The organism is Enterobacter cloacae complex sp. P24RS, assembly GCF_014982165.1.
Taxonomy (GTDB): Bacteria; Pseudomonadota; Gammaproteobacteria; order Enterobacterales; family Enterobacteriaceae; genus Enterobacter; species Enterobacter quasihormaechei.
Map to the genome: position 1 here is coordinate 241,311 of NZ_JADCKU010000004.1, position 17,294 is coordinate 258,604.

Annotated in this window: 17 protein-coding genes; 2 read left to right on the top strand and 15 right to left on the bottom strand. The window is 56.5% G+C overall.

All coding sequences use genetic code 11. The features are described 5' to 3' along the window. Positions 1 to 413 precede the first annotated feature (413 nt). The 10 genes from nth to blr all read right to left on the bottom strand — a co-directional run bounded on the left by nth (position 414) and on the right by blr (position 7,765). A complete protein-coding gene (gene nth, locus INF58_RS05740; protein WP_015570668.1) occupies positions 414 to 1,049 on the bottom strand; it encodes an endonuclease III in 636 nt (211 codons plus the stop codon). Beyond that, complete coding sequence (locus INF58_RS05745; RefSeq protein WP_063448911.1) at positions 1,046 to 1,732, bottom strand: electron transport complex subunit E; 687 nt, start codon at positions 1,730 to 1,732, stop codon at positions 1,046 to 1,048. The genes nth and INF58_RS05745 overlap by 4 nt, the downstream gene beginning before the upstream one ends. Positions 1,733 to 1,734: 2 nt before the next feature. Then, positions 1,735 to 2,355: an electron transport complex subunit RsxG gene (gene rsxG, locus INF58_RS05750; RefSeq protein WP_112792985.1), complete on the bottom strand. Its 621-nt coding sequence runs from the start codon at positions 2,353 to 2,355 to the stop codon at positions 1,735 to 1,737. Between the two features lie 10 nt (positions 2,356 to 2,365). Beyond that, positions 2,366 to 3,418 (bottom strand): electron transport complex subunit RsxD, encoded by a 1,053-nt coding sequence (rsxD, locus tag INF58_RS05755; RefSeq protein WP_107535226.1) that lies wholly within the window; start codon positions 3,416 to 3,418, stop codon positions 2,366 to 2,368. Further along, positions 3,419 to 5,440 (bottom strand): electron transport complex subunit RsxC, encoded by a 2,022-nt coding sequence (gene rsxC / locus INF58_RS05760; RefSeq protein ID WP_193527205.1) that lies wholly within the window; start codon positions 5,438 to 5,440, stop codon positions 3,419 to 3,421. After that, a complete protein-coding gene (gene rsxB / locus INF58_RS05765; protein WP_112792988.1) occupies positions 5,433 to 6,011 on the bottom strand; it encodes an electron transport complex subunit RsxB in 579 nt (192 codons plus the stop codon). The genes rsxC and rsxB overlap by 8 nt, the downstream gene beginning before the upstream one ends. Then, positions 6,011 to 6,592: an electron transport complex subunit RsxA gene (gene rsxA / locus INF58_RS05770; RefSeq protein WP_022647920.1), complete on the bottom strand. Its 582-nt coding sequence runs from the start codon at positions 6,590 to 6,592 to the stop codon at positions 6,011 to 6,013. Before rsxA ends, rsxB begins: the two co-directional genes overlap by 1 nt. A gap of 76 nt (positions 6,593 to 6,668) precedes the next feature. After that, the gene (locus tag INF58_RS05775; protein WP_193527206.1) at positions 6,669 to 7,109 is read right to left on the bottom strand and encodes a DUF2569 domain-containing protein; all 441 of its coding nucleotides are present in this window, start codon (positions 7,107 to 7,109) and stop codon (positions 6,669 to 6,671) included. An 85-nt stretch (positions 7,110 to 7,194) separates the two neighbouring features. Continuing rightward, positions 7,195 to 7,410, bottom strand: a complete 216-nt coding sequence (gene ydgT / locus INF58_RS05780) for a transcription modulator YdgT (RefSeq protein WP_000217941.1) — start codon at positions 7,408 to 7,410, stop codon at positions 7,195 to 7,197. 229 nt (positions 7,411 to 7,639) lie between these two features. Further along, on the bottom strand, positions 7,640 to 7,765 hold the full coding sequence (blr, locus tag INF58_RS05785; RefSeq protein ID WP_151884424.1) for a division septum protein Blr: 126 nt from the start codon (positions 7,763 to 7,765) through the stop codon (positions 7,640 to 7,642). A gap of 240 nt (positions 7,766 to 8,005) precedes the next feature. On the opposite strand from blr, the gene INF58_RS05790 reads away from it, so the two are divergent. Beyond that, positions 8,006 to 9,046 (top strand): oxidoreductase, encoded by a 1,041-nt coding sequence (locus tag INF58_RS05790; RefSeq protein WP_063448904.1) that lies wholly within the window; start codon positions 8,006 to 8,008, stop codon positions 9,044 to 9,046. A 54-nt stretch (positions 9,047 to 9,100) separates the two neighbouring features. Here the strand turns inward: INF58_RS05790 and add are convergent, their stop codons facing one another. The 3 genes from add to malX form a co-directional block, all read right to left on the bottom strand. Then, on the bottom strand, positions 9,101 to 10,102 hold the full coding sequence (gene add, locus INF58_RS05795; RefSeq protein ID WP_193527207.1) for an adenosine deaminase: 1,002 nt from the start codon (positions 10,100 to 10,102) through the stop codon (positions 9,101 to 9,103). 96 nt (positions 10,103 to 10,198) lie between these two features. Further along, a complete protein-coding gene (locus INF58_RS05800) occupies positions 10,199 to 11,371 on the bottom strand; it encodes a MalY/PatB family protein (protein ID WP_193527208.1) in 1,173 nt (390 codons plus the stop codon). A gap of 49 nt (positions 11,372 to 11,420) precedes the next feature. Further along, complete coding sequence (gene malX, locus INF58_RS05805) at positions 11,421 to 13,013, bottom strand: maltose/glucose-specific PTS transporter subunit IIBC (RefSeq protein WP_063866957.1); 1,593 nt, start codon at positions 13,011 to 13,013, stop codon at positions 11,421 to 11,423. Positions 13,014 to 13,192: 179 nt separating this feature from the next. Between malX and INF58_RS05810 the strand changes: the two genes are divergently transcribed. Then, the gene (locus INF58_RS05810) at positions 13,193 to 14,221 is read left to right on the top strand and encodes a Mal regulon transcriptional regulator MalI (RefSeq protein ID WP_193527209.1); all 1,029 of its coding nucleotides are present in this window, start codon (positions 13,193 to 13,195) and stop codon (positions 14,219 to 14,221) included. Between the two features lie 81 nt (positions 14,222 to 14,302). Here INF58_RS05810 and INF58_RS05815 read toward each other — a convergent pair whose 3' ends face one another. Further along, positions 14,303 to 15,829, bottom strand: a complete 1,527-nt coding sequence (locus INF58_RS05815) for a YdgA family protein (RefSeq protein WP_193527210.1) — start codon at positions 15,827 to 15,829, stop codon at positions 14,303 to 14,305. Positions 15,830 to 15,928: 99 nt separating this feature from the next. Further along, positions 15,929 to 17,104: a mannose-6-phosphate isomerase gene (gene manA, locus INF58_RS05820; protein WP_193035732.1), complete on the bottom strand. Its 1,176-nt coding sequence runs from the start codon at positions 17,102 to 17,104 to the stop codon at positions 15,929 to 15,931. Positions 17,105 to 17,294: the final 190 nt, after the last annotated feature.

Sequence of the window (17,294 nt, forward strand, 5' to 3'; positions counted from 1 at the left end):
TGCAGCGTTAAATTTCATCCGTTGAGAATTGTTGGTTTTTTTCACTGTAAATGGCCCTGTTGAATGGCTGTATGGCGATATGTTCTGCTATTTTGGGCAAATGGCAGTGATATAGCCCATATTCTGAAAAATGACTGGTCTTATGTGCGGTGTGGAGCCAATGAGATCTTGTCTGGCTAAGGGATAGGAAGGGTTTTAACAACAAAAATCCAACATCAGGTTATCAGAATGATCGCGATCACAGATGTATAGAAATTTTTGGTGATGAAAAAACTATTAACCTGTTTGAGTGTTAAATGACCGAAGAATCGACAACGCTTAACGTAAAAAGAGAGGGCAATTTACGGTCAACGGAAACGATACCAGAACCCTTATTACAATTAAGGGCTTAGGCATGTAAAAAGGCTGACCGCTCAGGGATAGACTTTTTCTTTGTACTCACACAGATCTTCGATGATGCAGGAGCCGCAGCGTGGCTTACGTGCAATGCAGGTATAACGCCCGTGAAGGATCAGCCAGTGGTGGCAGTCCACCTTAAACTCCGCAGGAACCACCTTTAACAGCTTCTCTTCAACCTCTTCGACGTTCTTGCCCGGCGCGAACCGGGTGCGGTTAGAGACGCGGAAGATATGGGTGTCCACGGCGATCGTCGGCCAGCCAAACGCCGTATTCAGCACCACATTTGCCGTTTTCCGCCCGACGCCCGGCAACGCTTCCAGCGCAGCGCGATCTTCCGGTACTTCACCGCCGTGTTGCTCCAGCAAGATCCGGCAGGTCTTAATGACGTTTTCGGCCTTGCTGTTAAACAGGCCGATGGTCTTGATATAGGATTTCACCCCTTCAACGCCCAACTCCAGCATGGCCTGGGGCGTATTGGCGACAGGGTAGAGCAGGGCCGTTGCTTTGTTGACGCTCACGTCAGTGGCCTGCGCGGAGAGCAGCACCGCGATCAACAATTCAAACGGCGAGTTAAAATTCAGCTCCGTCGTTGGATGAGGGTTCTCATCGCGCAGGCGCGTGAGGATCGCTATGCGTTTCTCTTTATTCATGCTGCTTTCTCGGGGATCCCTTCCTGTACGCTGCGTTCAGCGGCGCGGCGCTTACGTTTTTCATCAATCAGGTATTTTAACGCCAGCATCATCCCAAGGCCAATGAAGGCTCCCGGGGGCAGCATCGCCAGCAGGAACGGGGTGTCCGTATGGAACACCTCAATACGCAGCGACTTCGCCCAGCCGCCAAGCAGCGCGTCAGCACCGTCAAAGAGCGTGCCGTTGCCCAAAATTTCACGCACGGAGCCGAGAACAAACATGGCGGCAGTGGCGCCCATGCCGATCGAAAACCCATCCAGCGCGGAGATGGCCGGGTTGTTTTTCACCGCAAAGGCTTCAGCGCGGCCAACGACGATACAGTTGGTCACGATAAGGGGAATGAAAATCCCGAGGGACTGGTACAGGCCAAATGCGTAGGCGTTAATCAGCATTTGCACGACGCTGACTACCGACGCAATGATCATGACATAAATCGGAATACGGATTTCCGACGGCGTCCAGCGGCGCAAAACAGAAATTGAGAAGTTGGTCAGGGTCAGCACCAGCGTAGTCGCCAGCCCCAGTCCGAGCGCATTGGTGGCGGTAGACGTCACCGCCAGCAGCGGGCACAACCCGAGCAGCTGTACGAGTGCCGAGTTGTTTTTCCAGAGTCCCTGGACGATAACCTCTTTAACCTGGCTCATGGTCACTCCTCACAGGCGGAAAGGTGATTGATCTGCGCGGGCAGCGTTTCGGCATACAGCCCGGCGCGTTTGACGGCGTTAACCACCGCGCGAGGCGTAATCGTGGCGCCGGTGAACTGGTCAAACTCGCCGCCATCTTTTTTCACCGCGAAAGCGGGATCGTCCTCGCCGTGAATCATCTTCCCGGCGAAGTGTAAAATCCAGTCGCTTAAGCGGGTTTCAATTTTGTCGCCAAGGCCCGGCGTTTCGTGATGTTCCGTCACGCGCGTGCCCAGCACGGTGCCGGAAAAATCGCTGCCCACAAGCAGCTGAATCGCGCCGGAGTAACCGTCCGGCGCGGTGGCTTCCATGACGGCACCCACCGGGCTATCGCCCTTACGGGCAATATAAACGCGGTGCGTTCCTTTACCGAGCTGCGGTGCCTGCACAACAAAGCAGCTTTTTTGCAGATCGTTATCATAGAGATCTGATGGGATCACCTGATCGAACAGCGCTTTTTGCTGCTTGATTGCCTGCTCTTCAATGGTGTTTTTCGTCAGTTCGTTCACCAGCGCGGTCATTCCGGTGAGGGCGGCGGCGAAGATCGCCAGCGTGACGCCGTGTTTTTGCATTGTCTTTAGCATGGCGTGACCCTTAGCGATGGCCGTACACGCGCGGACGCGTGTAGTAGTCGATGAGCGGAACGGTGATATTCGCCAGCAGCACGGCAAAAGCCACGCCGTCCGGATAGCCGCCAAAGCTGCGAATGAGCCAGACCATCAGGCCCGCCAGCGCGCCGAAAATCAGACGGCCACGGTTTGTGGTGGAGGCGGTGACCGGATCGGTCAGAATGAAGAATGCCCCGAGCATGGTCGCGCCGGAGAGCAGATGGAGCTGCGGGCTGGCCAGTGAATCCGGTGAAATAACCCAGCCGAGCGTCGAGCAGACGGCCAGCGTTACCAGGAAGCTCACCGGAATATGCCAGCGGATCGCTTTTTGTTGCAGCAGGAAGGCACCGCCCAGCAGGTAGGCCAGATTGACCCACTGCCAGCCAGCGCCCGCCAGCACGCCGCTGAAAATGGAGGATTTCATCACCTGCTCAACGCTGTGACCGGCGCGCAGGGAGGTTTTGAAGGTATCGAGCGGGGTGGCCTGGCTGATACCGTCTACGCCCATGCGAAGCGCGTTCATATCCGCGCCCAGCGCGGTGTGGCCGGTAAAGATAACGTGCAGGGCATCCATAAAGCCGGGCACGGTGGCGGCGATCTCATGCGGCGGCAGCCAGCTGGTCATCTGTACCGGGAAGGAGATCAGCAGCACCACGTAGCCAATCATCGCCGGGTTAAACGGATTATGGCCCAACCCGCCGTACAGCTGTTTAGCGATAATCACCGCAAATACCGTCCCCAGCACCACCATCCACCACGGGGCGAACGGCGGAATGCTGATGGCCAGCAGCAGACCGGTCAACAGGGCAGAGTTATCGCTCAGGATGCGCGTGACGTCCATTTTGCGCAGCTTCAGGATCGCGGCTTCTGCTGCAACGGCGCTGGCACAACCCAGAATCAACTGGAAAAGCGTACCCCAGCCGAAAAACCAACACTGAACGGCAATACCTGGCAGCGCGGCCAGGCACACCAGCATCATAATACGCGATGTCTGGCGCTGGTTATGGGTATACGGGGAACTTGCAATTCTGAAAACCATTTAATCCTCGTTAACGGCTTGCTGCGCGGCTTTCTTTGCCTGAACGCGCGCAATCGCGGCGGCGACTGCGGCTTTGCGTGGATCGTCGTTAGCGGCCGCAGGCAGGTCGTCCTGCTGCGCCGCTTTTCTTGCTTTCGCGCGGGCGATGGCCGCTTCAACGGCGGCTTTACGCGGGTCGACGGGCGCTTCACCCTCTTCGGCAGGCTGACTCTGCGCTGCTTTACGTGCTTTGGCGCGGGCAATAGCCGCTTCCACGGCCGCCTTGCGCGGATCCGTCGCTTCCTGTTCAACCACTACCGACTGCTGTCCGGCTTTGCGGGCTTTTGCACGGGCGATAGCCGCCTCCACCGCCGCTTTACGCGGGTCGATGTCGGCTTCCGGATTGGCGTTTTGCGCTTTCTCCGCCTGACGCGCGCGCGCTTCGGCTTTACGCGCTTCGCGGGCCGCAATCGCTTCGCTGTTGTCCGGCTTCTGTCCCGCCACGATCGCTACCGCCTGGGCGGCAGTGGCTTTTTTCTCGCGCACGCGGGCCAGGGCTGCGTTAATGGCGTCCTGATCTTTGGCCGCAGGCTGCACGGCGGCCTGCTTATGCCGTTCCTGACGGGCTTGTTTCTCGCGCTCCAGTCGCGCCTGGCGCGCTTCAAATCGGGCCTTCGCTTCAGCGGCACGTTTTTCTTCCATGGAGATCGCGTAGATTTCGGCTTTCTCCTGACGGAAGTACTGCACCAGCGGAATATTGCTTGGGCAGACCCAGGCGCAGGCACCGCATTCAATACAGTCTGCCAGGTTGTGCGCCTGAGCTTTATCGTGCAGCTGGCCTTTGCTGTACCAGTAAAGCTGCTGCGGCAGCAAATCTGCGGGACACGCGTCCGCGCAGGCGCTACAGCGGATGCAGCCTTTCTCTTCCTGCGTTTCGCCCATCTCCGATGGGGAAGGGGCCAGCAGGCAGTTGGTAATCTTCACTACCGGCACGTCGAGCCACGGCAGGGTAAAGCCCATCAGCGGGCCGCCCATAATGACCATCTGATCGCTTCCCGGGCAGAAGTCCGCCTGTTCAAGCAGATGACGAACCGGCGTACCCAGACGCGCCCAGACGTTACCGGGACGGGAGACGGACTCGCCGGTCAGCGTGACGACGCGTTCGGTCAACGGCTCACCGTCGATGACCGCACGCTTCACCGCGTAAGCGGTACCCACGTTTTGCATCAGCACGCCGATGTCGGACGAACGGCCCCCGTGGGGTACCTGTTTACCGGTCAGGATCTGCGTCAGCTGCTTTGCCCCGCCGGACGGGTATTTCGTTGGGATCACGCGCAGACCAATATCATGGCTGTCGGCCAGCACCGCGCGCAGCATCGAAATGGCCTGCGGTTTATTGTCCTCAATACCGATCAGCACTTCACGGGGTTGCAGAATATGCGCAAGGATGCGAATACCTTCAACCACCTGCGCCGCGCAGTCCTGCATCAGACGGTCATCGGCGGTAATGTACGGTTCGCACTCGGCGGCGTTGATAATCAGCGTTTCGATTTTATCGCCGCCGCCGTGCAGCTTGACGCCGGTCGGGAAGCCAGCGCCCCCGAGACCCGCCACGCCGAACTGATGAATGCGTGCAATCAGCTCTTCACGGCTGCGGGCGCGGTAGTCGCTCCAGCCGTCACGATCGATCCAGCGGTCTTCGCCATCGGCTTCAATGATGACGCTCAGCTCAGACAACGCCGACGGGTGGGCAACGGTATGGGGGGCAATGGACACCACTTTACCGGAAGTCGGGGCATGTATCGGCAGCATCCGTCCGCGACCAAAGGTCAGCGGCTGACCGCGAAGAACGCTATCGCCTTCCTTCACGCACAGTTCACCCTCAGCGCCGATGTGCTGTTTGAGTGGCATAACGTAACGGGTCGCCAGCGGGATCTGGCGCAGCGGCGTGCCGTTAGACTGCGATTTCATTTCCGGCGGATGAATACCGCCATCGAAATCCCAGATCTTCTCTTTTCTGAAAGCAGAAAATAACTTAAGCATGTTGTTCCACAGGAATATTGCGAACCGGAATGGTCTGAAGATCCCACTTCCAGTTTTCGGTAGTCGTTTCAACCGGGCGTAGTTCTATACACTGCGTCGGGCAGGGCGCCACGCAGAGATTACAGCCGGTGCACAGATCCGCCACAACGGTGTGCATCGCGCGCGTAGCGCCCACAATGGCGTCTACAGGACACGCCTGAATACATTTGGTGCAGCCGATGCAGTTGGCTTCGTCGATCACAGCAAGGGCACGGACGGGCTCATGCGCCTGTTCATCGCCATCTACAGGCTGCGGATCGACGTTAAGCAGCGCGGCAATTTTAAGCATGACGGCTTCACCACCCGGCGCGCAGCGGTTGATCTTTTCTCCCTGCACGCCCACCGCCTCAGCGTAAGGGCGACAGCCAGGGTAGCCGCACTGCCCACACTGGCTCTGCGGTAAAAGTTCATCAATTTTTTCAACAACCGGATCGTCCTCCACCGCAAAACGACGGGAGGCATAACCCAGAATGACGCCAAAGACGAGTCCCAGTACGCTGATGGACGCGATGGCAATCCAGATAGCACTCATTACAACTTCACCAGACCACTAAAGCCCATAAAGGCCAGAGACATTAAACCGGCGGTCACCAGGGCGATGGCGTTACCGCGAAACGGCGCGGGAATATCCGCCGCTGCCAGACGTTCGCGAATCGACGCGAACAGGACCATAACAAAGGAGAAACCGACCGCCGCGGAAAAACCGTACAGCGCCGACTGCATGAAATTATGCCCAAGGTTGATGTTGAGCAGCGCCACGCCCAGCACCGCACAGTTAGTGGTGATGAGCGGCAGAAAGATGCCCAGCAGACGATACAGGGCAGGGCTGGTTTTTCGCACAACCATTTCGGTAAACTGCACCACGACCGCGATGACCAGGATAAAGGACAAGGTGCGCAGGTAGAGCATGTCCAGCGGGATCAGGATCCAGGTGTCAATCAGCCATGCGCAAATGGAGGCCATCGTCATCACGAAGGTGGTGGCCAGCCCCATGCCCATTGCCGTCTCCAGCTTTTTGGAGACGCCCATAAACGGGCACAGGCCAAGGAACTTCACCAGTACGAAGTTATTAACCAGCACAGTTCCGACAAAGAGCAGTAAGTAATCGGTCATTATTTAGCCTGAAATAAAATAGCCGCCTATTATCGGATAAACGACAACAGGCCACAACAGGTTAACTGTAAGGTTATTACGGGTTAACGAAGGTCTTCTTAACGCGCGTCGAACGCTTGAAATAGGGCACCAGAAGCGCCGTTGCCAGCAGCGGAAACAGGAGCTGGCGAACCGCCAGCGCGTCAGGCACTGGCGAAAAAGCGAACGCTTTAACCGCCAGCAGCACAGAGACAAGCAGCCAGATAATATAATGTTTCGGCACATTTTTGCGGCGCTTAAAGAAGGCGATGGTCAGCCACAGCGTGTAGTACCACATCGCGATCGCGAAAACGAACGACACAAACCACGTTGCAATATTAAGCGCACTCTGGGACATCAGCGTCTGAATAGCATGAGGCGTAACCAGTGCGGTGGTGTAAAGCAACAGTGCCAGCGATGCGCTTAATAGTGCCACCAGCAGCCATGCCAGCGGGGCGATTAACCAGCCCCTAATTCTTTCTCCAGGCAATGCGGTCATACGCTCTCCCATAGTCTGCGCGAAATGTTATACAGAAATTTGCAGGGCGGAGAGTATATAACATTTCGCGCCGAAGGCTACTTTCTTATACAACGTAACGCCAGACGGACTTAGGCACTTCCCCCACGTTGAACAGGCGACCGCCGGAGACGAGTTCGGCGCGACGATGATCGGCAGCGCGGTACATATTGATGATGTCCTGATTATCCGACAGCGTGTAGTTCAGATGGTCAAACAGTTTTTCCAGGCTTTCAAGGGAATTGATCTTGCGAAATTTTAATAAATAGTCCTGAACTGTCATATTAATAAGTTTCCATATAAAAGGGTAATACCCATAAAGGTAATGCGTTCGAATAATAAACGGATTAATAAAGACGTAAACTGTCCACTCGGGTAACGCGACGAAATTAGGAGTTTTCTTTGCGAAGAATCAGGCATCAGCAGATGCCTGGAAGAGAAGGGTAACCCCGTTCATTACGGCTGGCAATACGTACCATAACGTAATGTGTCACGCTTTATGACGATATGGCTTACTTTTGTTGTGCGACAGTGACGGGCTCCGGCGGCTGGTAGTTATCGATATGGCTGGCAATGCCAAGCAACACGACCGAAACCCCAAGGACAATCCATCCCGCTAATTCAATGATTCGATTAATTATTGACGTCATAATATGTGTTTGTAATTTATCCATAAATACAGATTACAAATGTTACAGCGCCCTTTTCTCCAGAGCAAGCGCTTTGGGAACGATTCCCGGTGGCAATATGTCTCCTTTAATGCGGCGTTACAAAAAAACGTTTCCGCAGGATGCTATTTTAACGCACAGGGCACATTATTAATCTGTGCGATAAGCACAGGGCCAGTGATAAATAAGCGCACAGCGAGGGGGCACACGATGAGTGAAAACATCCGCGTCGGTCTTATTGGCTACGGGTACGCAAGTAAAACCTTTCATGCACCTCTGATTGCCGGCACGCCGGGCATGGCGCTGGCGGCTATTTCAAGCAGCGATGAAGCCAAAGTCCACGCCGACTGGCCCAACGTGCCGGTGGTGACGGAGCCTAAGCATCTGTTTAACGATCCTAATATTGACCTTATTGTTATCCCTACCCCTAACGACACCCACTTTCCGCTGGCGAAAGCGGCGCTGGAGGCGGGTAAACATGTTGTCGTCGATAAGCCCTTTACCGTGACGTTGTCACAGGCGCGCGAGCTGGACGCGCTGGCGCGAAGCCTGGGACGGTTATTGTCGGTCTTTCACAACCGGCGCTGGGACAGCGATTTCCTGACGGTGAAAGCGCTGCTGAGCGAAGGCACGCTCGGGGAAATTGCCTATTTTGAATCGCACTTCGATCGTTATCGTCCGCAGGTGCGTGACCGCTGGCGCGAGCAGGCGGGGCCGGGCAGCGGCATCTGGTATGACTTAGCGCCGCATCTGCTCGATCAGGCCGTCCATCTGTTTGGTCTGCCCGTGAGCATGACGGTCGATTTAGCGCAGCTCAGGCCGGGCGCAGAGACAACCGACTATTTTCACGCCATTTTAAGCTATCCGCAGCGCCGCATCGTGCTGCACGGGACAATGCTTGCGGCTGCGGAATCGGCCCGCTATATCCTTCACGGGGCGCGCGGCAGCTACGTGAAGTTCGGCCTGGATCCCCAGGAAGAGCGCCTCAAAAATGGCGAACGCTTACCGCAGGAGGACTGGGGCTACGACATGCGGGACGGGGTGGTGACGCGTGCGGAGGGCGAGACGCTGGTTGAGGAAACGGTGTTGACCCTGCCGGGGAATTACCCGGCCTACTACGCTGCAATCCGTGACGCGCTGAACGGTTCAGGTGAAAATCCGGTTCCGGCGAGCCAGGCCATCCAGATTATGGAGCTCATCGAGCTGGGGATCGAATCTGCCAGACATCGCGCCACGCTCTGTCTGGCATAGGTGTTAAATACCTTTGTAGGCCGGGTAAGGCGTAGCCGCCACCCGGCAAAGGGTTTATGCGGTCGACACCTTATCCCGAAGCGACTGTTTCTCTTCTGGCGTCAGGAAGGCAATTTCCAGCCCGTTGATTTGCGCCTGACGGATCTGCTCGCGGCTCAGTCCGGCCTGCGGTGCGGCGACAGTGTATTCGTGAATAATATCCACGCCCTGAACGGCCGGATCGTCTGTGTTCAGTGAAGCGAGTACCCCGTGTTCCAGGAAGGTTTTCAGGGGGTGTTGCGCCAGTGATGCCACCGTACTGGTCTGAATATTGGAGGTCAGGCAGGATTCAATCCCGATACGTTGCTCTGCGAGGAAATCCATCAGCGCACGATCTTCAATCGCCTTCACGCCGTGACCGATACGTTCTGCACCCAGTTCACGAATGGCCTGCCAGATGCTTTCCGGCCCCGCGGCTTCACCCGCATGAACGGTAATGTGCCAGCCGGCATCACGTGCGCGGTTGAAATGAGACAGGAACAGGCTGCCCGGGAAACCCAGCTCGTCACCGGCGAGGTCGATGGCGGTGATCTGGTCGCGATGCGCCAGTAACGCCTCCAGCTCCTGAAGACAGGCCGCTTCACCGAAGGTACGGCTCATAATGCCGATTAAACGCGCCTGAACTTCAAAGGTTTTGCAGCCTTCACGCACGCCTTCAATGACCGCTTCAACCACGCCCGCCACGGGCAGATTGTGGGTCATCGCCATATAGCCCGGGGAGAAACGCAGCTCGACATAGTGCAGGCCGTTGCGTGCGGCATCTTCGATGTTTTCAAAGGCGACACGGCGACAGGCATCGAGCGAGGCCAGCATCTTCACGCCCCAGTCGAGCTTGCTCAGGAAACTCACCAGATCCGGCTCGTTCGACGTGACCTGCACATGGGGGATCAGGGTTTCAAGCGTTTCAGCAGGAAGCGTCAAATTGAACTGGCGGCCAAGATCGAGAATGGTTTGGGCACGAATGTTGCCGTCAAGGTGGCGGTGAATATCGGTTAAAGGCAGGCGTGTATCAATCATGGTCGCACTCTTTGCTGGTTAAAGTGCGCCATATTATAAAAACAAAACGGGGTAAAAAGCTATTTGCGCAAGGGAATATTCCGTTGCGCAAATAATTTACAGCAGCGTGTTGATGCCCGCGATGAGGCGCTGAACGCCCTGTTCAAGCTTACTACGGGGGCAACCCGCATTCAGACGAACGTAGCCTTTTCCTTCTGCTCCATAGGTATATCCCGGCATGATGGCCACTTTTTGCTGCTCAATCAGCACCTTTTGCAGCGTATTGTCGTCAATACCGAGCGGGCTGAGGTCGATCCAGGCGAGATAGGTAGCCTCAGGCGGTTGCCAGCTGAGTGCCGGAAAGGCGGTATTCAGTTCGTCAGCAATATAGCGCAGATTTTCTGCAAGATATGCCCGCAGCGCATCCAGCCAGGGTTCGCCCTGCCGATAAGCCGCAATGTGTGCGGTCAGTGCCAGCACGGAAGGGGAAGAGAGCCCGTCCCGGCCTTTTAATGCATTCAGATAGGCGTTACGGCTGTCGTTATCGGCGATGAGCCCGTAGGCGCCCGTCAGCGCCGGAATGTTGAAGCTCTTGGATCCCGAGGTCAGCAGCGCCCATTTGCCACTCGCCACCTCATTCCAGGGCGTATGGCGATGCGTTCCCCATACCATATCCATATGAATTTCGTCGCTGATTACCGCCACATCGTATCGTCTGCAAAGCGCCGCCATTGTGGCCAGCTCGTCCCGCGTCCACACTTTGCCGGTCGGGTTTTGCGGGCTACACAGCAGCAAAATCGTGTTTTCCGGTTTTGCCAGCGCCGCTTCCAGCGCGGCCATATTGCCGTCCCAGCCATGCGCCGTTTTCTGCATCGGCACGGAAACAACGTTACGCTGGTTGCCGTCGACCGCTTTGTAAAACGCATCATAAGCCGGAGTATGAACCACCACGCCGTCGCCAGGCGAGGACCAGATGCGGATCAGCTCAGAGACCATATAAATGACCGACGGTCCATACACCACGGTTTCGCTATCAATCTGACTGTTAAAGCGTTGCCGGAACCAGTGCGCCACGGCGGCCAGGAAGTCGTCATTTTTCCAGCGACTGTAGCCAAACACCCCGTGGTTAATTCGCTGGTGCAGCGCTTCGGTAATGCAGGGGGCGGTGGCAAAATCCATATCAGAGATGGTGAAGGGCAGCAGGTCGGCAGCGCCAAAACGGTCGGCGACATAATCCCACTGGGTACACCAGGTGCCGTGTCGATCCACGACGGTAGAAAAATCAAACATGACGGTGCTCCGTAAAGTAAAACCCCCTCATGACGAGGGGGGCGAGGCATCAGGCTTCGACGGTTCGCATCAGGGTTGCCAGCTCATCCTTCACTGACTGAACCTGCGGGCCAATGACGACCTGCAAATTGTGTTGATTTAACTGTACCACGCCGATAGCCCGGTTAGCTTTAAGGGCGTTGGTGTCCACTTTCGACATGTCTGCCACCGACAGGCGCAGGCGGGTGATGCAGTTATCCAGAGAGGTGATGTTATCCGCACCGCCCAGCGCCGCCAGAATAGCCGGCGTGTTATAGCCGGATTTACCCACGGTTCCGGCTACCGCCTGTTCAACGCTGGTGGCCGTATCGGCATCGCGGCCTGGCGTTTTCAGGTTAAAGCGGGTGATGGCGAAGCGGAAGATCCCGTAGTACACCGCAAACCAGATGGCCGCCACTACCGGCACCAGATACCACTTGGTGGACAGGCCGTGCAGGATACCGAACACCACGAAGTCGATCACGTTGCCGTCGGTATTTCCGATGGTGACGCCCAGCACCGCCATCACGGTGAAGCCCAGGCCGGTCAGCACGGCGTGAATGAGGTACAGCACCGGGGCAACGAACAGGAACAGGAACTCGATAGGCTCGGTAGTGCCGCCTACGACGCAGGCGATCACGCCGGAAATCAGCAGGCCTTTAATTTTATGACGGTTTTCTGGACGGGCGCAGTGGTACATCGCCAGCGCCGCGCCGGGCAGACCGCCGAGGAAGGCAGGCATTTTACCCTGTGACAGGAAACGGGTCGCGCTTTCAGAGAAGCCGTGCGTGGTCGGGCAGCTCAGCTGCGCCTGGAAGATGGTCAGCGCACCGCTCACGGAGTGGCCGCAGACGTCCATGGTGCCGCCCGCTTCGGTAAAGCGGATCAGGGCAACCAGAATGTGCTGTAGGCCGAACGGCAGCAGCAGACGTTCGCCCGTGCCGAAAATCATCGGTCCGAAATCACCCGCGCCGTTGATAATGCGGCCAATACCGGCGATCCCCATCGCAAAAACGGGCCAAATCAGGGGGATGATCAGGCCAAACAGCCCCATCACAACCAGCGTGATAATTGGCACAAAGCGGGTGCCGCCGAAGAAGGCCAGCGCATCGGGCAGGCGGATGTTATGGAAGCGCTCGTGCAGCATCCAGATGATCACCCCGGCGATCACGGCTCCCAAGATCCCGGTGTCGATGGACTGAATGCCGATCACGCTCTGAATGTTATTGGCTTTCAGTACGGCCGCGTCGGTCGTCGGCAGTATGCCTTTCGCGGTCAGCCAAAAGTTAACCGCAAGGTTCATGACCGCATAGCCCACGAAGCCCGCAAAGGCCGCCACGCCTTTATTTTCGCGCGCCAGGCCCAGAGGGATGGCGATACAGAACATCACCGGCAAGAAACTGAAGGCAAACGATCCGACCTTGCTCATCCAGATGAAGATCGCCTGAAGTACCGGATTTCCCAGGAAAGGGATCAGGGTAATGACATCGTGGCTGCTTAACGAACTGCCGATCCCCAGCATGATCCCGCAAAAGGAGAGAAGTGCCACGGGCAGCATAAAGGTCTTACCCAGTTGCTGGAAAAACTCCCACAGCGATATTTTTTGTGCTGCTTTCGTCGTCATAAAACGACTCCTTAAATGGTAGAAAGAGATTTAACGGCCTCGATGCAGCGAGAAGATAAAACGTTTTATCAAACTTTAGTGCGCGCTAAATCACATTCTCAGGCTTTTACTGGTAGTATAAAGATAACGTATTGATAAAACGTTTTAGCGTTCTCATTATCAGGGAGTCACGCCACCACATGGCTGTAGCGAAAAAGATCACCATCAACGATGTCGCGCTGGCGGCGGGGGTTTCCGTCAGCACCGTTTCGCTGGTACTGAGCGGAAAGGGGCGCATCTCTCCTGCAACGGGTCAGCGCGTCAACGAGGCCGTTGAGCAGCTGGGCTTTGTGCGAAATCGCCAGGCATCGGCGCTGCGCGGCGGGCAAAGCGGGGTGATAGGGCTGATCGTTCGCGACCTCACGTCGCCGTTTTATGCAGAACTGACCGCAGGGCTTACCGAGGCGCTTGAAGCGCAGGGGCGAATGGTGTTTCTGCTCCACGGTGGGCGGGAACCGGAGCAACTGCTCTCCAGGCTGGATATGCTGCTGACGCAAGGGGTGGATGGGGTTATAGTGGCCGGTGCGTCCGGCGTGGGCAGCGAACTCTGTGAGCGCGCCGCGCAGAAAGGCGTACCGCTGGTGTTTGCGTCGCGCGCCAGCTATCTCGACGAAGCCGATACTCTTCGCCCGGATAACATGCAGGCCGCGCAAATGCTGACCAAACATCTTATTCATCGCGGCCATCAGCGTATCGCCTGGCTCGGTGGTAAAAGCTCGTCTCTCACGCGTGCCGAGCGGGTGGGCGGTTACTGCTCCACGCTCATCAAATACGGCCTACCGTTTCACAGCGAATGGGTGGTGGAGTGCGAATCCAGCCAGAAGAAAGCCGCAGAAGCCATCGGCACGTTGCTCCGCACCAGCCCGACAATCAGCGCGGTGATTTGCTATAACGATGTGATTGCGATGGGGGCGTGGTTCGGCTTGATCCGCGCCGGACGCCAGAGCGGTGAGGGCGGGGTAGAAACCTTCTTCGGTCACCAGGTGGCGCTGGGGGCGTTTGCCGATGTGGGTGAAAATGCGCTGGACGATCTCCCCATCGTCTGGGCGACGACGCCGGCTCGGGAAATGGGGTACACCCTGGCGGACAGGATCATGCAGCGGATCGAGAAGGCGGACGTCCAGGCTGGGCATCAGATTGTGGCGGCGCGGTTAGTGACAGTGAAGTGACGCAGGCCCAGAATCGTAGGCCGGGTAAGGCGCAGCCGCCACCCGGCAATAAAAAACCCCTCGTGCGAGGGGTTTTGTCGATTACTGCTGCGGTACTGCCGGCGGCGCTGCCGGTTCAGCCTGTGCCGGAATGCCCAGCGTCGGCATACCAAACATGCCGACAAAATCTTCCAGCGGCATTTTGTCGCCGTTGAGCGTTACCTGACCATTAGCATATTGCAGGCTGGTGGAAATGGTGTTGTCTTCCACTTTCGTGATGCGGAACATCTGGCCCATCGCCGCCAGGCCTTTCACCTGCTGGTTCGCCAGTTTGCCTGCATCCTCTTCACCATAACCTTCAAGCTTCGCAATCTGCGTCATGAACTCGGTCGCCATATCCATCGGGATAGTCAGCTTGCTGTCGAGCGACTTCACGCTGCGGTCAACTTCCTGCGCCAGGGTCTGCGGCTCGCCGGTAGCGGCTGCCGGATCCTTCAGGAACAGCGACAGGTTGAAGTTGGTTTCGCCCTTGTCGTTTTTCCAGCTCAGTGGCGCAACGGTAATTACCGGCTCGCCTTTCAGCAGGATCGGCAGGTTATTAAACAGCACCGCCATCGCCTGCTGCTGGTACGCCTGCGGATTCTGTTGCAGGGCGGCATCGGTCAGCAGAGCCTGGCTCTCTTTGCTGTATTTCTGGCTAAATGCGTGCCATGCCTGGCCGTCAATGTTGCCGATTTTCAGTGACAGCTTGCCGGTACCCAGGTCCTGATTCTGAACCTTCAGGCTTTTCAGGCTGTAATCCAGCTGGGTGTTGATGCTTTTGCCGTCTTTGGACACGTCCGACTTGCCGTCCAGATCCATGCCTTCCAGCACCGCCATCTCCTTGCCTTCAATCGCAATGGCGATCTTATCGAGGCTCAGCTTCTGGTCGCCAATACGCTCGTCAAAATCGGTCATGCGGCTGTTGCCGCTGGCCTTCAGGTTGTTAAAGGTGAGCTGAACCTTCTGGTTATATTCATTAACTGAATTCACCAGGCCGCTTTCAGCATCGCCTGTCAGGGAGACATTCTTGCCGTCACGATCGGCGTCAAGCTTGAAATTACCGCCGCTGAAGGCGACTTTATCGGTGCCTTGTTCGTAATTCAGCGCTTTCAGGTCGATGTCGGAATGCGTATCGCCGGCATAGCTGATGCGGGTATTGATCTCAAACGGCGACGTATTTTTCGCCATATCGAACAGCGGCTTCGTCACCTCATTATTGACCAGTACGGTTCTGGCTGATGCCATGGAGGGGATCAGGTTAAATTTCTTCAACTGCGCCAGCGGGAACGGACCGTGGCTGACCACCTCATCCAGCACCACGCTCTGGCCCGGTTTCAGCCAGGCGTTCTGATTACCCGCAACCGGCTTCACCACCACCTGCATATGGCTGGTAAATAAGCCGCGCTGGTAATTCTGGTAGCTCAGCTCCAGGCCTGCTTCAGGCGCGCTGCGCTTAATCTCGCTGTTTGCCTGCGCCATCATCTCTGCCAGACGGCTTTCCAGCTGTTTCCCGGTATACCAGGAAGCACCCGTCCAGATCACGCCTAAAGCAACAATCACTCCTACCGCTACGACCGATTTTTTCATTGCGATTATCCCTAAAATGAAACCAGGCGGTCAAAACCGCCTGGTGTTACAACGCCTGTTACTAGCTTAGCAAGAGTTGTTAAAAAATTCAGTAAGTCCCTAAAGCTTATTAAAAACGCGCGCCAGACGGCCAGTGCCGCTTACCAAGACAGGCGACTCGTTTGCCGGAACAAAAGCGGATTCCCCCGGCTTGAGCACCAGACGCTCGCTACCGTTATGCAAGGTCGCTTCACCTTCCACGCAGAACAGGATCGCCGCGCTCTCCTGCGCAATGGCGGTTTCGTCTGCACTAAGGTCGTGCAGGGAGAAGGCAAAATCGTCAACCGGGATCGGGAAGTCCAGCTCTGCGCCGTTTTTCACCGGCTGAGTAAGCAGCTCCGCAGCAGGTTTCGCCTCGAACTTCACGTTGGCAACCAGCTCAGGGATATCGATGTATTTAGGCGTCAGGCCCGCGCGTAGCACGTTATCGGAGTTAGCCATCACCTCCAGCGCCACGCCGTTCAGGTAGGCGTGCGGGGTTTCAGCGAACAGGAACATCGCTTCGCCCGGATTGAGCTTCACCACGTTCAGCAGCAGCGGAGAGAAGAGGCCACTGTCGTCCGGGTAAAACGCCGAAATCACGCGAATGGTCTCCCATGGCTCACCTTGCTGGCCGTTCAGCGCGGCTTTCAGCACCGCCAGCGCGTGGGATTTTTCCTCGCCCTGCATATTCAGCAGGCTGGCAAACAGCGCGCTCAGGGCTTCCGCGGTTGGGTTCTCCAGGAAGTGAGCGATAGCCTTATGCGCTCCGGCGACCGGTTGCAGCAGAGAAATAATCTCGGAAAACTCACGGAAGGCATTCATCGCCAGGAAAGGGGTAAGGGCGAACACCAGTTCCGGCTTGTGGTTAGGATCTTTGTAGTTACGTTCTGCCGCGTCTAAGGGAATACCTGCGGCATTTTCTTTAGCAAACCCGATTTCAGATGCTTTTTTGTTTGGATGAACCTGAATGGAGAGCGGCTGATCGGCGCACAGTACCTTGAACAGAAACGGCAATTCACCAAAACGATTCGCCACTTTTTCGCCGAGCAGCGCGGCCTTGTCGGCGTCGATGACGTCACGCAGGCTGCGAACCTGGCCGCTGGCATCTTCTATTTTTGAGCTGCTCTTCGGGTGCGCGCCCATCCACAGCTCTGCCATCGGCAGATTGTCCGGGTTGGCGATACCGTAGAGTTCCGTTAACGCAGTTTTACTTCCCCAGGCGTAGTTTTGCACTGAGTTGATGAGTTTTTGCATTATCAAGCCCTGATTCAAATGTGGAATTAACTCCGGGTATTAAAGCAATAAACCGGATGGAAGTAACCTGCGGATGTAAAAAGTCGTACTAGTCTCAGTTTTTGTTAAAAAATTGTGTAGGATAAGCTGACTCGCTTTTAAGCCGGGCAGCGGAACATCTGCCCTGAATAAACAGACCGACGCAGTAAGT

Coding starts and splice junctions, on each gene's coding strand:
- nth (WP_015570668.1), bottom strand. CDS start 1,049: ATGAATAAAGAGAAACGCATAGCGATCCTCACGCGCCTGCGCGATGAG.
- INF58_RS05745 (WP_063448911.1), bottom strand. CDS start 1,732: ATGAGCCAGGTTAAAGAGGTTATCGTCCAGGGACTCTGGAAAAACAAC.
- rsxG (WP_112792985.1), bottom strand. CDS start 2,355: ATGCTAAAGACAATGCAAAAACACGGCGTCACGCTGGCGATCTTCGCC.
- rsxD (WP_107535226.1), bottom strand. CDS start 3,418: ATGGTTTTCAGAATTGCAAGTTCCCCGTATACCCATAACCAGCGCCAG.
- rsxC (WP_193527205.1), bottom strand. CDS start 5,440: ATGCTTAAGTTATTTTCTGCTTTCAGAAAAGAGAAGATCTGGGATTTC.
- rsxB (WP_112792988.1), bottom strand. CDS start 6,011: ATGAGTGCTATCTGGATTGCCATCGCGTCCATCAGCGTACTGGGACTC.
- rsxA (WP_022647920.1), bottom strand. CDS start 6,592: ATGACCGATTACTTACTGCTCTTTGTCGGAACTGTGCTGGTTAATAAC.
- INF58_RS05775 (WP_193527206.1), bottom strand. CDS start 7,109: ATGACCGCATTGCCTGGAGAAAGAATTAGGGGCTGGTTAATCGCCCCG.
- ydgT (WP_000217941.1), bottom strand. CDS start 7,410: ATGACAGTTCAGGACTATTTATTAAAATTTCGCAAGATCAATTCCCTT.
- INF58_RS05790 (WP_063448904.1), top strand. CDS start 8,006: ATGAGTGAAAACATCCGCGTCGGTCTTATTGGCTACGGGTACGCAAGT.
- add (WP_193527207.1), bottom strand. CDS start 10,102: ATGATTGATACACGCCTGCCTTTAACCGATATTCACCGCCACCTTGAC.
- INF58_RS05800 (WP_193527208.1), bottom strand. CDS start 11,371: ATGTTTGATTTTTCTACCGTCGTGGATCGACACGGCACCTGGTGTACC.
- malX (WP_063866957.1), bottom strand. CDS start 13,013: ATGACGACGAAAGCAGCACAAAAAATATCGCTGTGGGAGTTTTTCCAG.
- INF58_RS05810 (WP_193527209.1), top strand. CDS start 13,193: ATGGCTGTAGCGAAAAAGATCACCATCAACGATGTCGCGCTGGCGGCG.
- INF58_RS05815 (WP_193527210.1), bottom strand. CDS start 15,829: ATGAAAAAATCGGTCGTAGCGGTAGGAGTGATTGTTGCTTTAGGCGTG.
- manA (WP_193035732.1), bottom strand. CDS start 17,104: ATGCAAAAACTCATCAACTCAGTGCAAAACTACGCCTGGGGAAGTAAA.